General features: G+C 65.7%; 18 protein-coding genes. 7 read left to right on the top strand and 11 right to left on the bottom strand.

Features of this window, described 5'->3' with window-relative positions:
• Nucleotides 1-6: 6 nt before the first annotated feature.
• Both CXX84_RS18680 and CXX84_RS18675 read right to left on the bottom strand, forming a co-directional pair.
• Complete coding sequence (locus CXX84_RS18680) at nucleotides 7-318, bottom strand: hypothetical protein (RefSeq protein WP_102978239.1); 312 nt, start codon at nucleotides 316-318, stop codon at nucleotides 7-9.
• 195 nt (nucleotides 319-513) lie between these two features.
• Nucleotides 514-819, bottom strand: coding sequence for a hypothetical protein (locus CXX84_RS18675; protein WP_102978224.1), 306 nt, complete (start codon nucleotides 817-819; stop codon nucleotides 514-516).
• Between the two features lie 148 nt (nucleotides 820-967).
• Here CXX84_RS18675 and CXX84_RS18670 point away from each other — a divergent pair, with 148 nt between their 5' ends.
• Nucleotides 968-1759, top strand: a complete 792-nt coding sequence (locus CXX84_RS18670; protein ID WP_102978223.1) for an SDR family NAD(P)-dependent oxidoreductase — start codon at nucleotides 968-970, stop codon at nucleotides 1757-1759.
• Here CXX84_RS18670 and CXX84_RS18665 read toward each other — a convergent pair.
• Both CXX84_RS18665 and CXX84_RS18660 read right to left on the bottom strand, forming a co-directional pair.
• Nucleotides 1709-2818, bottom strand: a complete 1110-nt coding sequence (locus tag CXX84_RS18665; protein WP_102978222.1) for an FUSC family protein — start codon at nucleotides 2816-2818, stop codon at nucleotides 1709-1711. The two genes, CXX84_RS18670 and CXX84_RS18665, sit on opposite strands and share 51 nt — an antisense overlap.
• 205 nt (nucleotides 2819-3023) lie before the next feature.
• Nucleotides 3024-4640 carry an MFS transporter gene (locus tag CXX84_RS18660; RefSeq protein WP_102978221.1) on the bottom strand — a complete coding sequence of 539 codons (1617 nt, stop codon included), beginning with the start codon at nucleotides 4638-4640 and terminating at the stop codon, nucleotides 3024-3026.
• Between the two features lie 611 nt (nucleotides 4641-5251).
• On the opposite strand from CXX84_RS18660, the gene CXX84_RS18655 reads away from it, so the two are divergent.
• A complete protein-coding gene (locus tag CXX84_RS18655) occupies nucleotides 5252-5512 on the top strand; it encodes a hypothetical protein (protein ID WP_102978220.1) in 261 nt (86 codons plus the stop codon).
• 123 nt (nucleotides 5513-5635) lie between these two features.
• On the opposite strand, the gene CXX84_RS18650 is transcribed toward CXX84_RS18655, so the two are convergent.
• Complete coding sequence (locus tag CXX84_RS18650) at nucleotides 5636-8170, bottom strand: ATP-dependent DNA ligase (RefSeq protein WP_102978219.1); 2535 nt, start codon at nucleotides 8168-8170, stop codon at nucleotides 5636-5638.
• 40 nt (nucleotides 8171-8210) lie between these two features.
• Between CXX84_RS18650 and CXX84_RS18645 the strand changes: the two genes are divergently transcribed.
• Nucleotides 8211-9356 carry a Ku protein gene (locus CXX84_RS18645; protein ID WP_102978218.1) on the top strand — a complete coding sequence of 382 codons (1146 nt, stop codon included), beginning with the start codon at nucleotides 8211-8213 and terminating at the stop codon, nucleotides 9354-9356.
• A 220-nt stretch (nucleotides 9357-9576) separates the two neighbouring features.
• Complete coding sequence (locus CXX84_RS18640; RefSeq protein ID WP_102978217.1) at nucleotides 9577-10422, top strand: class I SAM-dependent methyltransferase; 846 nt, start codon at nucleotides 9577-9579, stop codon at nucleotides 10420-10422.
• 101 nt (nucleotides 10423-10523) lie between these two features.
• Here CXX84_RS18640 and CXX84_RS18635 read toward each other — a convergent pair whose 3' ends face one another.
• The 5 genes from CXX84_RS18635 to CXX84_RS18615 form a co-directional block, all read right to left on the bottom strand.
• Nucleotides 10524-10802 (bottom strand): HPr family phosphocarrier protein, encoded by a 279-nt coding sequence (locus CXX84_RS18635; protein WP_102978216.1) that lies wholly within the window; start codon nucleotides 10800-10802, stop codon nucleotides 10524-10526.
• 61 nt (nucleotides 10803-10863) lie between these two features.
• Nucleotides 10864-12954 (bottom strand): fructose-specific PTS transporter subunit EIIC, encoded by a 2091-nt coding sequence (locus CXX84_RS18630; RefSeq protein ID WP_102978215.1) that lies wholly within the window; start codon nucleotides 12952-12954, stop codon nucleotides 10864-10866.
• Nucleotides 12955-12956: 2 nt separating this feature from the next.
• Complete coding sequence (locus CXX84_RS18625; protein WP_102978214.1) at nucleotides 12957-13937, bottom strand: 1-phosphofructokinase family hexose kinase; 981 nt, start codon at nucleotides 13935-13937, stop codon at nucleotides 12957-12959.
• Complete coding sequence (locus CXX84_RS18620; RefSeq protein WP_102978213.1) at nucleotides 13934-14740, bottom strand: DeoR/GlpR family DNA-binding transcription regulator; 807 nt, start codon at nucleotides 14738-14740, stop codon at nucleotides 13934-13936. Before CXX84_RS18620 ends, CXX84_RS18625 begins: the two co-directional genes overlap by 4 nt.
• Nucleotides 14741-14991: 251 nt before the next feature.
• Nucleotides 14992-15249 (bottom strand): DUF6458 family protein, encoded by a 258-nt coding sequence (locus CXX84_RS18615; protein WP_102978212.1) that lies wholly within the window; start codon nucleotides 15247-15249, stop codon nucleotides 14992-14994.
• Between the two features lie 244 nt (nucleotides 15250-15493).
• Here CXX84_RS18615 and CXX84_RS18610 point away from each other — a divergent pair, with 244 nt between their 5' ends.
• The 3 genes from CXX84_RS18610 to CXX84_RS18600 all read left to right on the top strand — a co-directional run bounded on the left by CXX84_RS18610 (nucleotide 15494) and on the right by CXX84_RS18600 (nucleotide 19760).
• Nucleotides 15494-16132, top strand: a complete 639-nt coding sequence (locus CXX84_RS18610; RefSeq protein ID WP_102978211.1) for an alpha/beta hydrolase — start codon at nucleotides 15494-15496, stop codon at nucleotides 16130-16132.
• Nucleotides 16133-16533: 401 nt separating this feature from the next.
• Nucleotides 16534-17283: an HAD family hydrolase gene (locus CXX84_RS18605; protein WP_102978210.1), complete on the top strand. Its 750-nt coding sequence runs from the start codon at nucleotides 16534-16536 to the stop codon at nucleotides 17281-17283.
• Between the two features lie 134 nt (nucleotides 17284-17417).
• Nucleotides 17418-19760: a glycoside hydrolase family 65 protein gene (locus tag CXX84_RS18600; protein ID WP_102978209.1), complete on the top strand. Its 2343-nt coding sequence runs from the start codon at nucleotides 17418-17420 to the stop codon at nucleotides 19758-19760.
• Nucleotides 19761-19779: 19 nt separating this feature from the next.
• On the opposite strand, the gene CXX84_RS18595 is transcribed toward CXX84_RS18600, so the two are convergent.
• Nucleotides 19780-21099: an MFS transporter gene (locus CXX84_RS18595; RefSeq protein ID WP_102978208.1), complete on the bottom strand. Its 1320-nt coding sequence runs from the start codon at nucleotides 21097-21099 to the stop codon at nucleotides 19780-19782.
• Nucleotides 21100-21235 lie beyond the last annotated feature (136 nt).

Genomic DNA, 21235 nt, shown 5'->3' with positions numbered 1-21235 from the left:
TGGCGGTCAGCTGGCGAGGGCGTGTTCGCTGAGGACGGGGGCGTCGATGGTAAATCCGCACGCGCACCGGTAGGTTTCCACGTGCTCCGGAAGGGCGCTGACGGCAACCGGGGCGGCGTTGGTGCCATCAACATAAACGGGCAGCCGGACGGGCAGTTCTTCCGGGTCCACGAGCTGCATGGGAGCGCGGCAGTGCGTGCGGGTGTTGAGCGTGAGGAGCAGGCCCAGGTCTGCGGCAAAGGTGGAGTCCAAGGACACGTCTGTTGGCGCGTCCGGCTCGAAGGGCACCGTAAGCTGGCTGTTTGTAGCGGTGGTCATGATGGTCATCCTTGGGCTTCTTCACGGAGCCGCCGGCGTTGGCAGCCCCGCCGCGAACTGCTTGCGGAGGTTTCATTACCGCAATAGCTAAGCATGCTTACTAATGTTCGGGCAAATCGGTTGTGGCCCGGGGCACAGCCGCCGCCTCGCCGCGCAACGGCCGTGGCCGTCCGGGACCTGAGTCTTCCTGGCGTCCTACCTGTGCCCGCGCTGCCACTGCAGGGCATGCCAGAGCAGCAGGCAGATCAGGGCAGCGAGTCCGGCGAAGATCGCGTAAGGCGCAAAGGTAAAAACCAGGAAGGATGTGGGCATCCCGCCGGCCGACGGACCCACCATCGCGTTGGCGTTAAGAAAGACCCACGCTCCGCCGCCGATCAGGAGGGCTGACAGCAGCCACAAAGCCGCGATGAACGGGTTGACCGAAAGAGCTTTCCGCCGGCCCGGTTCTTCCGCCGTTACCGCACTGTCCTCCGTGCTGACAGCGTTCCCGTTTCGGTCCACTTCCCGAAATCCGATTGCGCCTGTTTGTCCCTGCTCCATGCTTTCCCCCGATGAATCGTGCAGCCACTGGCTGCTGGTACGCCAACCCTAGCCTCAGCACGTCCCGCCGTCTTGTCACACCGTCCTCACAGGTGGCTAGGCTTGCATCATGACTGCAGAATCCCCGGCAACAACAGCCCTGATCACCGGTGCCAGCGCGGGCCTGGGCGCTGAGTTCGCGCGCCAGCTGGCAGCCCAGGGCTGTGACCTGGTGCTGGTGGCACGGAACCGGTCCCGCCTCGAGGAAACTGCGGTAAGCCTGGAACGGCGTTACGGGATCACGGCCGAGGTGCTGCCCGCCGACCTGACGGACGACGCAGGCGTGGCTGCCGTCGTCGGACGCCTGTCCGATGCGCAGCGGCCGGTGGGCATCCTGGTGAACAACGCCGGGATCGGTTTGCTGCACAACTTTGAGGACAACCACATCGCGGAGGAAAAGAAGCACCTGAAACTGCATGGGGAGACGGCCATGGAGCTGACCCATGCCGCACTGAAGGGCATGCTGGAAAGGCGCGAGGGCAGGATCATCAACGTGGCCAGCATCGCCGCTTTCCTGCCGCGCGGCACCTACTCCGCGGCGAAGGCCTGGCTGGTGAGCTTCAGCCGCTGGGCCAACCTCGCGTACGGAAAGCAGGGCATCAAAGTCACTGCCGTCTGCCCCGGCTTCACCCATACGGAGTTCCACGACCGGATGGGGATGGACAAGTCGGTGGCGCCGTCGTGGGCCTGGCTGCGTGCCGGGCGCGTAGTGCGTGAGGGGTTGGCGGACAACGCGGGGGGCAAGGCCGTTTCCATCCCCTCCAAGCGCTACAAGGTGGTGGCGGCCGTGGCGCGGGTGGCGCCGGCGAGGCTAGTGGCGGGGCCTTCGCGGAAGCCGAAGCAGCGGCCCAAGCCCCAGTAGTGCTGACGGTGTCCGGGTTCCTGACCGCCGGACAGCCACCACCACAGCAATCCCCACCAGTGCGCCCACCAGGGTCTCGATGCCGCGCTCGAGGATCAGGACCGCGGGATCGATCGGATCGGCCAGCTGGGTCATCAGCAGGATCACCGGAGTAAAGGACACCATGGCCAGGCCGTAGTGCCGGGTCATGTACAGCTCGGTGGTGAACTGGAACAGGATCACCAGGAGCGCGAGTACCACTGCCTGCCGGTGCGGGTACAGGCCGGCCAGGGACCACGGGGCGGGAAGAATGACGACGGCAGTGACCGCCAGCCCCACGAACGTTCCCACGATGCGGTGGATGCCGCGCCGGACGCTGCTGGGCAGGTCGGCCCCGGCCAGGGGCACGGCAGCAGCTGCCATGGCCCAGTGGGGGTGGCCGCTGCCTGTCAGGACACCCACGGCACCGGCGGCACCCACAGCCAGGACGTAGCGGGTGGCGTGCACCAGCACTTCCCGGTGCCCTGCCGGGGTTGCGGCGGGAACCGCACGGACCGCACCGGGCTGCCAGGACCTGCGGCGGATCCAGCCGCCGAAACCCACCAGCATCGAGAAGGCCGCGGATCCGGCGGCGATGAGCAGGGCCACCTGCCACGGAACAACGGTGGGTACCGACGCGCAGGCGCCCAGTGCGAGGATCCCAAAGAAGGGCCCGTTGGGCTTGAGTCGCACGCGGTCCGCGAAAACTGAGCCGGCGCCGGCCAGGAGCGCCTCCACTCCCACAAGCCACCACGAGTGAAGGTGGTTGACGGACAGGAACACACCCACCGCCACGCCACCCAGCAGGACGACGGCGGCCTGGGACTGGTGCCGAAGGCGGAGCTGGTGCGGCTCTGAGCGTCCGTACATGCCCGTGAGGGCGCCGAACACGGCGTAAATGATGAGGTCTGTGCGGCCCGCGGCCAGGAGGAGGAGCGATGGTACTGCCACGCTCAGGGCCACGCGCAGCGCGGCGAGGTGGTCATTGTTGGCGGGCTCCAGCCGGTGGAGCGCGCGTACCTGCAGGAGGACGCGTTCCATGCCCACACCTCCTGCTGCTTCCCGTACTGGCCTTCTGGAAGTTACCACCGCGTGGTCCGGCCGGTCATTTCCGTCCGCAACCGCAGGACTTGGAACGTCATTGTGACTGGCAGGCCAAAGGCCCGCCCGGCGTGCTTCCCCCAAGGAAACACGCCGGACGGGCCTTCTGAGCGTGGGCTGCACAACGTGCCCGGTGTGGGAAGCGCTAGACGCCGGCGGGGACCTTTCCGTCATCGCGCGAGTCCGTGACGTCCTGGGTATCAAACGGAAGTTCGTCCAGGTCAATCAGCGGGTTCTCATCCTGCGTGGCTACAAGCTCCCGGGCCTCGGCCTGGGTGTCTACGCTCGGCATGGATCCGGGCAGCGGGCGCTGGGCGGACTCCTTCAGGAAGTAGATGGCCACAGCACCCGCCAGCGAGGTTCCCATCAGGTAATAGGCCGGCATCATGTCATTGCCGGTAGCCCCGATGAGGGCTGCCACGATGAACGGCGTCGTGCCGCCAAAGATCGCCACGGAGAAGTTGTAGGCGATTCCCATGGCGCCGTACCGGCTGGAGGTAGGGAACTGTGCCGGGAGCGCGGACGCAAGGTTGGCAACGTAGAACGTCACCGGGAAGGCGATCAGCGCCAGGCCGGCCAGGGTTGACCAGATCTCGCCAATGCCAATCAGCATGAACGCCGGGGTTGCCAGGACCACGGTGCTGACTGCGCCGATCCACAGGACGGGCCTGCGGCCGATCTTGTCGGACAGTTTGCCGGTCAGCGGGATGCACAGGCTCATGACCACCAGCACGGGGATGGTCAGCAGGGTGCCGTGCACCGGATCGTAGCCCTTCGACTCTGTCAGGTAGGTGGGCATGTAGGACGTCAGTGCGTAGCCGGCCGTGTTGGCGGCAGCCACCAGGACCATGGCAACGATGATGGAGCGCCAGTAGGCCTTCACAATTCCAACCGGTCCCTTGACGGCGGCAGCGTCACTGCCGGCAGCGTGCTTGGCGAGCTCCTCCTGGGCGTCCATGGTTGCCTGGAACTGCGGGGATTCCTCAATTTTGCTCCGGAAGTATACGGCGATCAGGCCCAGCGGGCCGGCGATAAGGAACGGGATGCGCCAGCCCCACTCCTCCATGGCCGACTGCCCGAGGGTCAGTTGCAGCACCGACACGAGGGCCGCGCCAAGGGCGAAACCGAAGTAGCTGCCCATATCAAGGAAGCTGGCGAAGTACCCGCGGCGCTTGTCCGGGGCGTACTCGCTGACGAAGGTGGTGGCGCCGGCGTATTCGCCGCCGGTGGAAAAGCCCTGGACGATCTTGAGCAGCACCAGCAGGCCGGCAGCCCACAGTCCGATCTGGGCGTAGCCGGGCAGGAGCCCGATAGCGAAGGTGCTGGCGGCCATCAGCATCAGGGTGGCGGCGAGGATCTTCTGGCGGCCCATCTTGTCGCCCATCCAGCCGAAGATCACACCGCCCAGGGGGCGGGCAATGAACGTTGCGGCAAAAGTACCCAGCAGGAACAGCGTCTGGGTGGTGGGATCGGATTCCGGCAGGAAGACCGGGCCCATGGTGGTGATGAGGTAGCCGAAGACGCCGACGTCGTACCATTCCATGGTGTTGCCCACGATGGTTCCGCCGAGGGCCCTCTTCAGCATGGGTTGGTTCACGACGTTGACGTCCGACTCCTTGAGCCGGCGGCGCCCCAGTATTTTCGGTTTCCGGGGGTGCCTGGAAACAGCCGGCGACGGGGTGCCGGGTGGTGCAGCATGGTTGGTTCCGGAAGCGCTGTTAAGGCCTGCGGAAGAGTCGGTCCTGCTTCGGTCTGTGGGCATTTGGGCAACTCCTGTGGAGGTCATTTGCTTGCGACGTGTAGCTGCCCCGCTCCGGGCAGGCCTTCAATTTTACGCGAAAACCATGGCGCATTAGCGATTCATGCCGTAGGATCGCACCTTTTGAGGGCATGATGAGCCGAAATCGGAAAAATCTTTTCCCGGCTTTTCCCGCGCCGTTACTGGGAAGCACAGGGATGCCGCCCCATGATGCCCAACATTTTTCTGCCAGGGCCGCCTTCAGCCCGATTTTCGCCAGGATCTGCCGGGAAAAGTGACGCCGCCCACGCTGTCCCGGAACTTTCCACGCCGCCGTGGAAGCCGCCGTCGTACCTGTTTGTTGTGACCCTTATATGCACACTGGTTGCGCCCTGCGCCGCCGGAGGGGTTCACAGGCGCACCCGTGATGCCTATGGTTATGCCATGGGAACACACTCTTTCTTGTAGGCGCACCTGCGGCCTGGACTCTTTGCCGCAGAACACGGATCTCCCCGTTCAACGGACGCCGGTAACGGCAGACTCCGAAACCCCCAGAAGTCCCTGGCACCTCCAGCTGCCCCTGGCCTGCAGGCCCAGGCCCGCGGCTCTCGTTTCACCGTGGAAAGGAAGAACAAATGGCTGAGCACAAACATGAACCCTCCATCACCCCCGAGGTTGCAGACCACCTCGCAGCGGCCATGGATACCCCGGACCTGCCAGGCGCAGCAGCCCCGCTTTCCCCGTTGGGAGCCGGCGGCCAGCGGTCATGGCCGGACGGCAACGGAAAGCGGCGGCACCCGAAGGAACGCGGCATGTCCCACGGCCAGATGGGCCAGGGAGCTGCCGTGACCGCGATTCATCGCACCAGCCGGCCGCAAATGCCCCACTCCTCATAGCCGGGGCCACCTTCTGCCGACGCAGATAGAACCTGCCGACGTGCAAAAGAGCTGGCGGCCCTGGAGTACCGGTGTCGCCAGCTCTTTCCTTGTCCCAGCGGAATTTGCGCGTCGCGCAGCAGATCACCCCTCCCGGACTACCTCCGCAGGGTCCTTGTCCAACCTCCAGCCCCGCCACACCGGGTGCCGCAAGCGCCCCGTTCCGGTCCACTCGCTGTAGGTCACCTCGCCCACCAGCTGCGGTGCCACCCAGTTCGCATCGGCAGCGTCCGGACGCGGGACGTCGAGGAACGGCGAGGTCTTCCGGGCCAGGCGCTCGACCGTTTGCCGCAGTTCGGCCAGTTCCCTTCCGCTGAACCCGCTGCCGACGCGCCCTGCGTACTGCAGCTTTGTGCCGTCCGGGATGCCCACCAGTAAAGATCCGACAGTGTCCTGGCGGCCGCCTTTGCCGGGCCGCCAGCCGCCCACAACCACTTCCTGTGTCTGCTCCACTTTCAGCTTGATCCAGGTACGGGTCCGCTGCCCGCTCACGTAGCGGCTGTCCGTCCGCTTGGCCATCACCCCTTCCAGGCCCAGCTCCCGGGCGCTTTCGAGGATGTCCTCCACCCGCTCCTTCAACACGGGGGACAGCCCGGCGGGGCAGCCGGACGGCGTGAAGAAGGCCTCCAGCCGTTGCCGGCGCTTGGCGAGCGGCAGCCTTCGGAGGTCCTTCCCGCCCTCGTGCAGCAGGTCGAACAGCATCAGTTGTACGGGGATGGCAGTCCGCGCCCTTGCGACATCGGCGGGCCGGGTGAGCTTCATCCGTCCTTGGAGCAGCCCGAAATCAGGCCTGCCCGACGGGCCCACCGAGAAGATTTCGCCGTCCGCAACGAACGGCTGGGGTGGCCAGCAGTTCCGGTCTGCAAATTCGGGGTAGGTCCCGGTGACGTCGTTGCCGTTGCGGCTGAAGATCCGCACTGATTCTTCATCGGCCGCCAGGATCGCCCGCACACCGTCCCACTTGAGTTCGAACTGCCAGTTACTGCCCTGCAGGTCGGCTGCGTCACCCAGCGTGGCCATCATGGGCCGGTAGTCCTCCGGCGCCACGTCGGAAAGTCCTGCTGTGTCATCAGCTGACGTTCCGGCGTCGTGATGGGTTGGTTCCCCAACGCCTTCGTCCGGCGCCTCGCCGTGCTGCTTTTCCTGTGCCGGCTGCCTGTGCCGCGCTGGAGCCGGCGCCTCTTCCGGCTCTTCCGGCTCTTCCGGCTCGCCGCCGTCCGGCGCATGCCGCCGGCCGCCGTGCCGCTCGGGTTCCATAAGATGGATCAGCCATTGCCCTTCGGATTCCCTGCCCTGGCCGCGGCCGGTATGGATCAGCGCGAACTTCCTGGTCCCGCCCAGGCCGCCGCCGTCGGAACCCTTCAGGGTAACGATGACCTCCCTGCCGTTGATCCACTTGTGCAGCTCGTAGGTGCCGTGGTCCCAGATGGTCATTTCGCCGGCGCCGTACTCCCCTTTGGGGATGGTCCCGTGGAAGGTGAGGTAGTCCATGGGGTGGTCCTCGGTCTGCACAGCCAGGTGGTTCTTGCCGCCGGATTCCGGAACGCCCTTGGGCAGGGCCCAGGACACCAGGACGCCCTCGTGTTCCAGGCGCAGGTCGAAGTGCAGCCGGCTGGCGTGGTGCTCCTGGATGACAAAGGCGTCACCGCTGCCCGCGGCACCGCTGAAGGGTTCCGGCGTGGCGTTGGGATCGCGCATGGAGCGGTACTTTTCCAGGCGGGGGTTGCCGCCGGCGTTGACGACGGCGGCGAACGGGTCAGCGCCCTCCTGCACCCGCTTCATCACCGCCTTGTAGTCCAGGTGCGCGAGCCCGGGGGAACTGATCTCGTCCCAGGTCCGGGGTGCCGCCACCATGGGGGTGGGCCGGCCGCGCAGTGAATACGGCACGATGGTGGTCTTTGCTGCGTTGTTCTGGCTCCAGTCCACCAGCACCTTGCCTTTGCGCAGGGTCTTTTTCATGTCGCTGACGGCGAGGTCGGGATGGTCGGCTTCGAGGGCGCGTGCGAGTTCGCGGGCGAACGCTGAGATCTGCTCGGAGGTCTGGCTCCGGTCCAGGGCGGCATAGAGGTGGATGCCCTTGCTGCCGCTGGTCACGGGGACCGGCTCCATTCCCACGTCCTCGAGGATGGCACGGGCCAGCAGCGCCACTTCCACGCACTCCTCGATGCCCGCGCCTTCCCCTGGGTCCAGGTCCAGCACCAGCCGGTCGGGATTCAGCTGGTTGCCGTGGGAATCCACCTGCCACTGGGGGACATGGACTTCCAGCGAGTTGATCTGGCCGAACCATGCCAGCGTGGCAGCGTCGTCAACCATCGGGTAGTGGATGGTCCGGTCCTTGTGGGTAATCGCTGCCCGCGGGAGCCAGCCCGGTGCGGAATCTTCAAGGTTTTTTTGGAAGAACACCTCGCCGGGCTTCTCCGCGGTCCCGACTCCGTTCACCCACCGTTTTCTGGTGGCAGGGCGGTTGGCTGCGGCGGGGATCAGGACGTGGCCCACCGCGGCGTAGTACGCCAGCACGTCCGCCTTGGTGGTGCCGGTCTCCGGATAGATGATTTTGTCCAGGTTGGTGAGCGTCAGTTCCCGTCCGGCAACCCGGACACGCTCTTTAGCCGCGGCCACAGGTCTTCACCTCCGGCGCTGCGTGCTGTTGACTTGAGGGATGAGAGCCATCTGGAAAGGTGCCATCGCGTTTGGCCTGGTCAACGTTCCTGTCAAGGTCTACAGCGCCACTGAGGATCATGACATCAGTCTGCACCAGGTCCACAATGCCGACGGCGGCCGGATCCGCTACCAGCGACGGTGCGAGGTCTGCAGCCAGGTCATCGACTATTCGGACATTGAGAAGGCCTACGAGGAAGACGGCAGGACGGTGATCCTGGCCAAGGACGAGCTCAAGGCCATTCCGGCAGAGAACAGCCACGAAATTGAAGTGGTGCAGTTCGTCCCGTCCGAGCAGCTGGAACCCATGATGTTCGAGAAGAGCTACTACCTGGAGCCGGACTCCAAGTCGCCGAAGGCCTACGTCCTGCTGCGCCGGGCGCTGGAGGACACGGACAGGGTGGCGATTGTCCAGTTCGCCCTGCGGGAAAAGACGCGGCTCGGGGCGTTGCGGATCAAGGACGACGTTCTGGTGCTCCAGTCCCTCCTCTGGCCGGACGAGGTACGGGAGGCGAACTTCCCGTCGCTGGAGGCTGACGTCCGGATCAGCGCCCAGGAACGCGACATGTCCGCGGCCCTGGTGGAGTCCATGGCGGCGGATTTTGATCCAGCCTCCTTTACGGACGATTACCAGGTCCAGCTCCGCCAGCTCATCGAGGCCAAGCTGGAACAGGGCGAATCGCTGGATACCGAGGAAACGTTCGGCGTGGAAGCGGGCGAGGGCGGCAAGGGCGAAGTCATCGACCTGATGGAGGCGCTGAAGCGCAGCCTCGACCGGAAACGTGGCGGATCCGATGCCGCCGGCGGCAGTTCGGGGAAGGACTCCGGTGACGAGGCCGGCAGCGACGACGAAGGAGCCGCCAAGCCGGCCCGCGAGAGGTCCACCGCCGCCAAATCCACGGCCGCCGCGGCCGAAGAAAGCACGGGGACTGCCGGCAAATCCAGCGCCGCGAAGTCGACGGGTACAAAGGCCGGAACCGCAAAGACCGGCACAGCCAAGTCGTCCGGAACCAAGACCGCGGCGACTAAGTCCGCGGCAGCAAAATCGGGTACCGCTAAATCCGCAGTTGCCAAGGCCGCCGACAAGCCCGCTGCGAAAACCACGGCCGCGAAGGCAACGGGCACCAGGGCGCGCAAGCCGGCGTAATGGTGCCAGGCCTGGGGAGCCGGAGGCGGTGCTCAATGCCATGGTGATCAAACTACTAAGCTTGCTTGCCTTTTGGTAGCCGCGCCCCTTGGGAGTCCCTTACCGCGGACTCCTTTACAGCCGGCGCCGGGGCGTCCACAATGAGTCGCATCACAGCCTCCGCTGTGGCAAACAGCGCGCTGCCAGTCACTCTGACCTGCCACCTGAGAGGGGCGCGGACATGAACGATCAGACGCAAGCAGTGGAGGCGGACCGGGAGCTCAAGCAGAAGCACCGGGCCATGTGGGCCTCGGGTGACTACCCGGCTCTCGCCGACGAGATGCTCCTGGAACTGGGCGCCATCCTGGTTGAAGCCTGCGGCATCACCTCCCGCAGCAGCGTGCTGGACGTTGCCGCAGGTTCAGGCAACGCCGCTATCCCTGCGGCGATGATGGGCGCAAAGGTAGTGGCCAGCGACCTTACCCCTGAGCTTTTCGAAGCCGGCCGCCGCGAGGCTGCCAACCGGGGGGTCCAGCTCGACTGGAAGGAGGGGGACGCTGAGGCCCTGCCTTTCGATGACGCCGGCTTCGACGTCGTCATGTCCTGCCTTGGCGTCATGTTCGCGCCCCACCACCAGGCCGCAGCGGATGAGCTGGTTCGCGTCTGCAGGCCCGGCGGCACCATCGGACTGCTCAGCTGGACACCGCACGGGTTCATCGGCAGGATGTTCGCCACCATGAAGCCCTTCGCCCCGCCGCCGCCACCCGGTGCCCAGCCCGCGCCGCTGTGGGGGAGCGAGGACCACGTCCGTGAATTGCTGGGGGACAGGATTTCGGATATCCACTCCCGCAAGCAGACGCTCGCCGTCCGCAGCTTCCACCAGCCAGAGGACTTCGTCCGCTACTTCAAGTCCCACTACGGCCCCACCATCTCCCTGTATAAGTTCATTGCCGGGGACGGGGACAAGGTCAAAGCCCTGGATAAGGCCCTCACCGAGCTCGCTGAATCCTTCGGCGACGCCCACGGCGATACGCCCTTCCAGATGGAATGGGAATACCTGCTGTTCACGGCGAAGAAGGCAAAGTAGGCCCCAACCTGATTCGGTCAGGAGGAACTTAAAAGCAGCGGCCGCCGTCGGACGTTTCCCGGAGTGGGAAGGCCCGACGGCGGCCGCTGGGGCGCGCGGTGCTACTCGGCGTCGTGATCCGTTTCCAGGATCTGGACCAGGTGGTTCAGCGCATCGTCTGCGCCGTTGCCCTCGGCCCGGAGGACCACCACGTCACCGTGGGAAGCGCCCAGGCTCATGAGGGACAGGATGCTGGCAGCGTCCATGGCCTCATCAGCGGGTTCGCCTTCACGGGCGATGGTGATGTCCAGGTCGTATTCGCCTGCTGCCTCGGCAAAGATGGCGGCGGGGCGGGCGTGCAGGCCTACTCGGCTGGCGACGGTTGCGGTGCGTTCTGGCATTGTTGCTCCTTTGTCTTTCGGCTTGCTGTTGGTCCAGTGCCGGATAGTAATGAGTGGCCGGTCAGACCGTGGCGGGAACGCTCTCCACGGTATCAGCGGTCTTGGGGGCTGCCCAGCGCTTCAGCGCCACAACGGCCAGCGCGCTGACGATGGTGCCGGCGATGATCGAGATGACGAACATCAGCAGGTTGCCGATGGCGAAGAAGACGAAAAGGCCGCCGTGGGGTGCCTGCGACGTGACGTTGAAGGCCATGGTCAGTGCGCCGGTGAGGGCACCGCCCACCATGCTGGCGGGGATGACGCGCAGCGGGTCGGCTGCGGCGAACGGGATGGCGCCTTCGGAGATGAAGGACGCACCCAGCAGCCAGGCGGCCTTGCCGTTTTCACGCTCGGCCAGGCTGAAGAGCTTCTTGTCCAGGACGGTCGCCAGGGCCATGGCCAGCGGCGGGACCATGCCCGCAGCCATGACGGTGGCCATGATCTGCCATGGCGCCTGGTTGTCGGCGCTGCCGGCGCTCAGGCCGGCTACCGCGAAGGCGTAAGCCACCTTGTTGACCGGACCGCCGAGGTCGAAGCACATCATCAGGCCGAGGATGATTCCCAGGACGACGGCGGATGCGCCGGTCATACCGGACAGCCAGTCGTTGAGGGCCAGGGTCAGGCCTGCAATGGGACCGCCGAGGACAAGGAACATCAGGCCGGAGGCGAAGATGGAAGCAAGCAGCGGGATGATCACCACGGGCATCAGGCCGCGGAGCCAGCGCGGAACCTGCCAGGTCCCGATCAGGTGGGCCATGTAGCCCGCGAGCAGGCCGCCGACGATGCCGCCGAGGAAGCCGGCACCCATGAAACCGGAGACGGCGCCGGCGACGAAACCGGGTGCAATGCCTGGCCGGTCAGCAATGGCGTAGGCGATGTAGCCGGCCAATGCAGGGACCAGGAATCCCATGGACAGCGCGCCGATCTTGAACAGCACGGCACCGAGGTAAGTGGTCAGGCCGCCCTCGGGCAGGTTGCCGAAGTTGTTTTCCACAACCACGGTGTCCGCAACATCGGTGATGTCGTAGCCACCCAGCAGGAAGCCCAGTGCGATCAGCAGGCCGCCGCCGGCGACGAACGGGATCATGTAGCTGACGCCGGTCAGCAGGGCACGCTTCAGCTTTTGGCCGATGTGCTCGCCCTTTTCATCGGCGTCGTGCTCGGCCTGTTCCTCGGCACCGAAGTGCGGGACGCGCCGGGCGTTCGGGTTGTCCGCGGCGGCCAGCGCTTCCTGGACCATCTTTGCGGGCTCATCGATGCCGCGCTTGACGGGTGCGTTGATGACGGGCTTCCCGGCGAAACGCTCCTTGCCGCGCACGTCCACGTCCACCGCAAAAATTACGGCGTCGGCTGCAGCGATGACAGCCGGGTCCAGCGGCTTGGCACCTGAGGAACCCTGGGTTTCCACCTGCAGGTCAACGCCGGCTTCCTGGGCTGCGGCGACGAGGGAATCCGCTGCCATGTAGGTGTGGGCGATGCCGGTGGGGCAGGCAGTGACAGCCACGAGGCGCCTGGGACCAGCGGCGGCGGAGCCAGCCGCCCCGGAACCGGACACTGCGGAAGCTCCGGACTGGCCGGATGCGTTAAGGGTGCCGGTCCCGGCGGCAGCAGCGGCTCCTGCGGTTGAGTCGGACGCGGCCGGTGCTGCGTGGGCGGCAGGCTTGTCAGCGAGGGCGCCGTCCACCAGCTCCACGATCTCCTCCCTGGAAGAGGCGTTGCGCAGGGCTGCGGTGAAATCCTTCTTGATGAGGGACCTGGCGAGCTTGGAGAGCAGTTTCAGGTGCGCCTGGTCTGCTCCGTCCGGTGCTGCGATGAAGAAGATCAGGTCCGCAGGACCGTCCTTGGCGCCGAAGTCCACCTTGGGGTTGAGGCGGGCCATGGCAAGGGTCGGTTCCGTGACTGCAGCGGAGCGGCAGTGCGGGATCGCGATGCCGCCGGGGATTCCGGTGGCGGTCTTCTGCTCGCGGGCGTAGGCATCGGCGAAGAGGCCTTCAACTTCTGTTGCGCGTCCGGCGGCAGCTACCTTGCTTGCCAGGTGCCGGATCACCGCCTCGGGCGCGTTGCCCAGGTTCTGGTCGAGCTCGACCAGTTCCGTGGTGATGAGCTGGGTCACTGTCAATCCTTTCGAAGGGCCGTGATGGTTACGGCATCCGGGGTGGTTTGGTGTACTGCCGGAACCGTGGAACCGGGCAGGGAGGCGGCTGCGGCACCGTGGGCCACAGCCTGACGCAGGCAATCAGCCGGGGCGGCGCCCTGGCTGTGGGCGAGCAGATAGCCGGCCAGTGCGGAATCGCCCGCGCCCACCGTGCTCACTGCGGCGACCGGCGGATGCGTGGCCAGCCACGCGCCGTCGGCCGTAACCAGGACAGCTCCCTTGGATCCGAGAGTTGCCAGCACAGCACCCACACCCGAACGCACGACGGCGGCGGCGGCTGCCGCGGCAGCCCCCGGATCCGCTTCCAGTTCGTCAGCGGTGGCCGTGGCAAAGCCGGCTGCTGCAGCCAGTTCCGCCAGTTCTTCGGCGTTGGGCTTGAGGAGGTCCGGTTTCCCGGAACCGTCTCCGGACATCGCCGCTGCGAGCGGCGGTCCGGAAGAATCCACGGCGATATGCGGTGCGCGGCCGTCTCCGGCCGCCCGGATCCGGCCGGATACCGTAGCGTAGAAGTCCGCTGGAAAACCCGGCGGGAGCGAACCGGCAAGGACCACCCAGCGTGCTCCGCGGGAGCTTTCCAGCAGCAGTTTGATCAGCGACTCCTGCTGGCCGGCGTCCAGGAGCGGACCAGGTTCGTTGATCTTGGTAGTCACCCCGCCGGGCTCGGTGAGGGCAACGTTGGTGCGTAGCGGCTCATCGATGGGAAGCGATACGAAGGGCACCCCGATGTCCCGCAAGCCGGCCAGGACAGGGTCACTGTCCGCGCCGGGAAGGACCGCTATGGATTCCAGGCCGGAAGCAACCAGGGCGCGCGAAACGTTAACGCCCTTGCCGCCGGACTCCTGGCTTACGGAAACGGCGCGCTGTACTTCGCCCCGTTCCAAAGGGCCGGGGAGTGCAACTGTCCGGTCCAGGCTTGGGTTGGCGGTAAACGTGACGATCATGCGATCACCACGTCAACGCCTGCTTCTTCCAGGGCGGCCGCGAGTTCCGGGCCTGGCTGGCTGTCTGTAATCAAGGTGTCCAGATCTTTCAGAGAGGCGAACTGGACCAGGGTTTCCGTGTCCAGCTTGGAGGAATCGGCCAGCACCACAATGCGGCGGGCCGAATGGACGAAGGCCGCCTTGACGGCGGCTTCTTCAGGATCGGGAGTGCTCAGGCCAAAACGTGCGTGGATTCCGTTGGTGCCGATGAAAGCGATGTCCGGCCGGAGCCTGCCGGCGGCGTCCACCGTTGCCTGCCCTACAGCCACCTGGGTGATGCCGCGTATCCGGCCACCCAGGACATCGAGGGCGATGCCGGGGACGTTGGACAGCTTGCCGGCGATCGGAACGGCGTGCGTGATGGCTACCAGTTCGTGGTGCAACCCGTTCCCGTCGGACGGTTCGACGGCGGCGTGCCGGGAGAGCATGTCAGCCAGGACTTCAGTGGTGGTGCCGCCGTCGATCAGGACGCTTCCCCCGGAGTTCCGTGGAATGAGGGCCAATGCGGCCTCTGCAATCCGGATCTTTTGGTCAGGCCGCTGGATGGCGCGTTCGGTGACGCTTTCCTCTGTAGTGCTGAACCGGTCTGCCGCCACGGCCCCGCCGTGCACGCGGCGCACTGTTCCGGCGTTCTCAAGGGTGGCAAGATCCCTGCGGACCGTTTCGGTGGTGATGCGGAAGCGCTCGGCCAGGAGGGTCACGCTGACCCGGCCACTGCCGGCTACAAGCTCGGCAATCTTTTGTTGGCGCTCCTCGGCGAACACATACCCTCCGTTGCGTAAGTTCAGTTGGTGCTGTGGTCAGGTGATGGGTGCGTGACTGGCATCACATGATGTTGAGTTACTTGACTTTATCTTTGCTTATGTTGGTTTGTCAATGGAAACCCACACGAAACAAAATCGGATGCCTACACCGGCGGCAGCAAAAAAGCCGGGCCACACCGCAATGGTCTGGCCCGGCTTGTCGGGTTCATGTGTCTCCAGCCATTATTCCGGCGGGGACTTTCCCCAGGTTTTTACAGTCCGCCGTCGCGGCTTTCGTTCCGGGTAATGCGTTCCCCTGTATTCGGATCCACCACCGAGCGGCTTTCGCTCACGCGCCTGGTGCGGCCGGGGGAGGCGAGGATGAGCGAGGCGATGAGGCCAATGACGCCTACCGCAATGAGGATGTAGCCGATGAGTACCTGGTCCACAAAGGGGATGAGGCCCGGGGCCACCGCCCAGGCGAGAATGGCGCCGAGGGCGATGAGGAAGATGGAAGATCCGATTCTCATGGGAGTTGCTCCTTGATTGTGGGCCGGGCCTGGTCTTAACCCGTTGACGGTTGCTAAGCATGCTGTCCGTTAATCGTCACGCTACAGCGCCGCGTTGCCGTGTTCAATGCTTCCGGGTGGCGTGTAACCCTTTCGTTGTGCTGGTGCCACTGTGGAGGATGGGGCCTATGGGCCCGTGGTCCTGCCGCGTCCCCGCCGGCACGGCTTGGCCGTGTGGGCGCCGCCGCTTGGCTAGGCTGATTCGATGGAAACAGTCGTTTGGTCCAAGCCGGAAGGCGAGCGCGCGGGCACGCCCCTGCTGGTCATGATGCACGGGTATGGCACTGATGAATCGCGCATGGTCCGTTTGTTTGAGTACCTTCCGGCGGAATTCACGTGCGCGGCCCTGCGCGCCCCCATGGACATTGGGGACCACTATGGCTGGTTCCTGCTGGACTACTTCCTGGCCAATGACTTCGTCGACGTCATCAGGGCCACGAGCGCGGTGCAGGCGTGGATCAACAGTGTCAAGGCCCAGCACAGCAGCGTGAGCCTGCTGGGCTACTCCCAGGGCATGGCGATGGCGAGCACGCTGCTGCGGCTCCACCCCAAGGATTACGAAGCGGTTGTGGGGCTATCCGGCTTTGTGCTCCAAAACGAACTGTTGTCCCTGACGGAATCGTTCGACACCAAGCCGCCCTTCTTCTGGGGGCGGGACAAGGCGGACCTGGTGATCAACGAGGACGCCATCGCCTACACAGGGGAGTGGCTTCAGCAGAACACCCTGCTCACGGCCAGGACCTACCCCGGGATGGGGCATGCAATGTCCAAGACGGAGATGGTGGATGTGAGCGTCTTCCTGCGCCACTACGTTCTCAGGCCGGACGGTTCGTCCAAAAGCTGACGCCGGGTGCTGCCGGAGAAGTGAGAAGTGCGTCACATTAGCGGCTGGAGAAAAAACAGTTGCTGATCGGATTTGTAAGCGCTTACACTCGTCCTCGGCCCTGATATGGGCACTGAACTGGGCGGACAAGGAGATCGGCGCGGTGGGAGCGGAGTGCTGCAACCGTAGGCGGGCCGATACTTTTTGCCCGGCAGGCGGGAATTGGTCGTTCCCGGGCTTGTCTGGCGGCGGTAAGGTGCTCATGATTAGAGGGATACACCGATCAGCAGGGTCGCGGCCGCCGCATTCCTCCGCAGGCATTCGACCACGCACCGGCAGATCATCAGGGCATTGGCGCCTCCACACTCCACAGCATTCCTCCTTCGAGGCTGCCTGCCGTCCTGAAAGGACAACCCATCCCCATGAGTGAAACCACGGCAACAAACCATGCAGCCGGCGAACTCTCCGCCTGGGCAGGTGCGTCCGCCATTCTCTTCGACCTGGACGGGGTGCTGACCCCCACGGCAACCGTCCACGAGCAGGCATGGCAGGAACTGTTCGAGGGCTACCTCGCGTCACAGCCGCATGTGGCCGGTTACCGCGAAAGCGACTACTTCGACCACATCGACGGTAAGCCGCGCTTCGACGGCGTCCGCGACTTCCTTGCCTCGCGCGGCATTGTGCTTCCCGAGGGTCCCATTGACGATGACCCCTCCAGCACCACCGTGCAGGGCCTGGGAAACCGAAAGAACCGGATTTTCAACGACATCGTGAGCGCCGGGGTGGAGCCCTTCGAAGGCTCGGTGCGTTTCCTCGAAGCTGCGCTGGAGCGTGGGCTGAAGGTCGCCGTCGTCTCTTCCTCCCGCAACGCACCTGCAGTGCTCGCGGCAGCGGGACTCAGTTCCCACTTCCCCGTGGTGGTGGACGGCGTGGTGGCGGCCGGCGAAGGCCTGCCGGGCAAGCCGAGCCCTGCCACCTATGAGTACGCTGCCCGGCTGCTGGATCTGCCGAGCCGCGAATGCGTCGTGGTGGAGGACGCCGTCTCCGGCGTCCAGGCAGGGGACGCCGGGTCCTTCCACTCCGTCATCGGCGTGGACCGGGGCGCCGGACGGCAAACCCTGCTCGACGCCGGAGCCACCCTTGTGGTCAACGACCTCGACGAGCTCCTCTAACAGCTTTCGCATCCGCCGGCACCCCAACCCCGGCACCGCAACCCAACGAATTACTTAGCAAGCAGCACCCCCAAGCTGCCAAGCCCAAAAGCGGCCCATGACAGCTGCAGCACACGCACAAGGACCCCAACACCATGGCTCTGATCTCCGCGGACCGCGAAAGATTCCCCAACACACCCTGGCAACTCGTGGAAACCCGCCACGACCCGGGCAGCGAGGGGACACTGGAGACCCTGTTTGCTCTGGGCAACGGGCACCTGGGGATCCGGGGCGCCCACTGGGCGGCCGCTGATGCCGACCTGCCGGGCAGCTTCATTAACGGGCTGCACGAAATCTGGGACATCAAGCACGCGGAGAACGCCTTCGGCTTTGCCCGCACCGGCCAGCGCATTCTCTACATCCCCGATGCCAACAACTTCACCGTCATCCTGGACGGGGAGCCGCTGAGCCTTGCCGAATCGGAGGTGCTGGACTACCGCCGCTCGGTTGACTTCTCCACCGGTGTGTACGAGTGCCGTGTCACCTGGCAGTGCCGCTCCGGCGCCGTCGTCACCACCACCGAGCAGCGCGCCGTCGGATTCGCTACGCGCGGAGCCCTGGGCATTTCCCTCGAGGTGGCCACGGACCGTGATGTTTCCGTGGACGTCACCTCCTCGTTGATCAACCGGCAGGACCAGCCGGTGGAGGACCACTCGGTCCACGATCCCCGCAGGGCAGGCCGGCACGCCGGGCGCGTCCTGCTGCCCCTGCGCCTCGACGGCGGCGACGGGTCGCTCCGTCTTGCCTGGGAAGCTGCCGAATCGAAGCAGCGGGTGGGCGTTGCCGTGGACCACTGGACATCCGCGGGCCACCAGCCTTTCGAAACGCTGGTGGACCAGGACGACAGCAGCGTCCGGTATGTGCTCGCTGTCGGGCCGGCCGAGCCCTTCCGCCTGGAAAAAAGCGTCAGTTACGCGGCCGGCCCCGCAATCCAGGATCCGTCTGTTGACCCTGCCGCGGCTGCGGAAGAAGGACTCCGTTCCGTAGCCGAGATCTTTGCCGAGAGCGAAGCGCATTACCGCGACTACTGGGCCAGCTCGGACATTGTGGTCCACGGCCAGTCCGAGCTGCAGCAGGCCATCCGGTGGAACCTTTTCCAGCTTGCCCAGGCAACAGCCCGCGCCGATGTTGCCGGCATTCCCGCCAAGGGCGTCACGGGCTCCGGTTATGAGGGCCATTATTTCTGGGACCAGGAGGTCTACCTTCTGCCCTACCTGACCTACACCAATCCCGACGGCGCCCGCCAGGTCCTCGAGTTCCGCCACGGCATGCTTCCCGACGCCAAGGTCCGGGCCAAGGAGCTGAGCGTGGACGGCGCCCTGTTCCCGTGGCGCACCATCAACGGGCTGGAGGCCAGTGCCTATTACGCGGCGGGTACAGCGCAGTTCCACATTGCCGCCGCCATCGCCTTCGCTGCCAACCGGTATGTCTGGGCCACTGAAGACACCGGCTTCCGCGACGGGATGGGCGCGGAACTGCTGATTGAGACAGCACGCATGTGGATCTCGCTGGGCTTCTTCGGCAAGGACGGGCTCTTCCATATCCACGGCGTGACCGGGCCGGATGAATACACCGCGGTGGTCAACGACAACCTGTACACCAACGTGATGGCGCGCTTCAACCTGCGTGCCGCGGCCGCGCTGGAGCACGACGGCATCAGCCACGAGGAACGGCAGTTGTGGGAGGCGGCCGCGAACCGCATGCAGCTGCCCTTTGATGACCGGATGCAGGTCCACTCGCAGGACAATGACTTCATGACGCTGGAGCCGTGGGACTGGGCCACGCCCCGTGACAAGTACCCGCTGCTCCTGCACTTCCATCCGCTGGTGATCTACCGCCACCAGGTCCTCAAGCAGGCGGACACGGTGCTGGCCATGTTCCTGCAGTGGCAGGACTTCACGGCCGAGGAAAAACACCGCGCCTTCGATTTCTACGACCCCCTGACAACCGGGGACTCGACACTGTCTGCCTGTGTCCAGGGCATCATGGCCGCGGAGGTGGGGTACTCCCGTGAAGCGCTGGAGCACTTCACGAACGCCGTGTTCATCGACCTGGATGACACGCACGGCAACACCATCGACGGCGTGCACATCGCCTCCACCGGCGGAGTGTGGAGCTCCCTGGTCTGCGGTTTCGCCGGGTTGCGTGACCAGGGCCCGGTGCCTTACTTCGACCCCCGGCTGCCGCTGGAGTGGGACGGGCTCGCCTTCCACCTCAAGATCCGGGGCCGCCTGCTGCTGGTGGAACTCGAGACCGGCGCCATCCTGCTCACCCTCCGCGAAGGGGAGGCCCTGGAGGTGAACGTCCGCGGCGAGCAGCTCACGGTAGGCGCGGAACCGGTCAAGGTGGCGCTGGAGCCGGTGCTGCAACCGGATCCGACAGTGTTTCCCAGCGGACATCCGACGGCCAGCATCCCGGTGGTTCGCGTCCAGGAGTAGGCGCCGGGGGCGCCGCTGGCTAGCTGCCCCCGGCCCCGGTGCGCTCCACCTGCGGGGAATGGTCCAGGGGGTGGGCGAGTTCGTCGTCGGGCATCCGCGCAACAGCCATGGCGATCACCGCCATGACCGGGCACACGCCGCCGGCCACCAGGAAGATCAGCCAGATGGGCAGGACTTCGGCTGCCGGCCCGGCCAAAGCCATGGAGACCGGCATCAGGGCGAGCGAGACGAAGAAGTCCAGGCTGGACACCCGGCCCAGCAGATGTGGCGGAACCCGGCGCTGCAGCAGCGTGCCCCAGATCACCATGCCCACGCTGCCGGTGGCGCCGAAAATGAACAGCGCCGCGGCGATGGCCCAGAAATTGTCCATGATGCCGACGGCGGCCAGCGGCAGGCTGCCCGCACCCCAGGACACCATCATCACTGTCAGGTAGCGGCGCGGCAGCCGGAAGGACGCCGTCAGCAGCGAGCCCAGGGCGGCGCCCACCCCCATCACGGCCAGCAGGAAACCGAACATGCGGGCATCCCCGCCCAGCTGGTCGCGCACCACAAATGGCAGCAGGACCTCGATGGGGCCGATCAGGAACAGCACCGAGATGCACGCCCACAAAAGGGTCCATAACAGCCATGGGGTGCGCAGGGTGTAGACGACTCCCTCACGCAGGTCCTGGACGAAGGATTGCCTGCGGACGTCCCCGTCTTCCGGTCCGCCGCCGGTGCTCCCCACGCCGTTCACGGGAGCTGCCAATGCATGCTGGCCCAGGAAGTTCAGCACGATGAATGCCAGGAGGTGGCATGCCGCCACCGCCGTGACCGCGTGCGACGGCGAGAGGGCAGCCACCACCATCCCGGCCACGGCCGGACCGGCCGCCTGCTGGAGGACGGGGCGCATGGAGCCTTCCATCCCGTTTGCTGCCAGCAGGTCCTGGGCGGGAAGGATGCGCGGCAGTATCGCCGAATAGGCGGGGAAGAAGAAGGCAGCCCCGACGCCGAGGACAAAGGAACCTGCCGCGACGTGCCACAACTGGAGCAGGTCCGCCATGGCCAGCCCGCTCACGGTGGCGATCACCGCCAGGTTGGCTCCTTCCACCGCGATGATCAGCCTTCGCTGGGGAATCCGGTCCGCAGCAATCCCGCCGGCCAGGACGAACGCCACCAGCCCCACGCTGCCGGCGGCGGCCACCAGGGAAAGTTCGAGCGGACCGCCACCCAGATGGATCACCTGGTAGACCATGGCCACGGCCCACATGCCGGAACCGAAAATGGAGATGGCCAGCGCCGCTATCAGTACCCGGTACTCGCGATGGGCAAAGGGCCGCAGGGCCTTCGGGGTGGGCATAGGGTAAGTCTAGGCTTTGGGCCTGTCCCAAGGGAGCCCAGCCAGGCCGCCTTCACTGGGGCCCGGGTGGGGAACAGCTCCTGCGATGGCCTAATGTTAAGCAACCTTAGTATTAGGAATTCCGGCATCAGGATGG

It is taken from the genome of Arthrobacter sp. AFG7.2, from assembly GCF_002892835.1.
Classification (GTDB): Bacteria; Actinomycetota; Actinomycetes; order Actinomycetales; family Micrococcaceae; genus Arthrobacter.
This window is presented reverse-complemented; position numbering and strand designations above follow the sequence as displayed.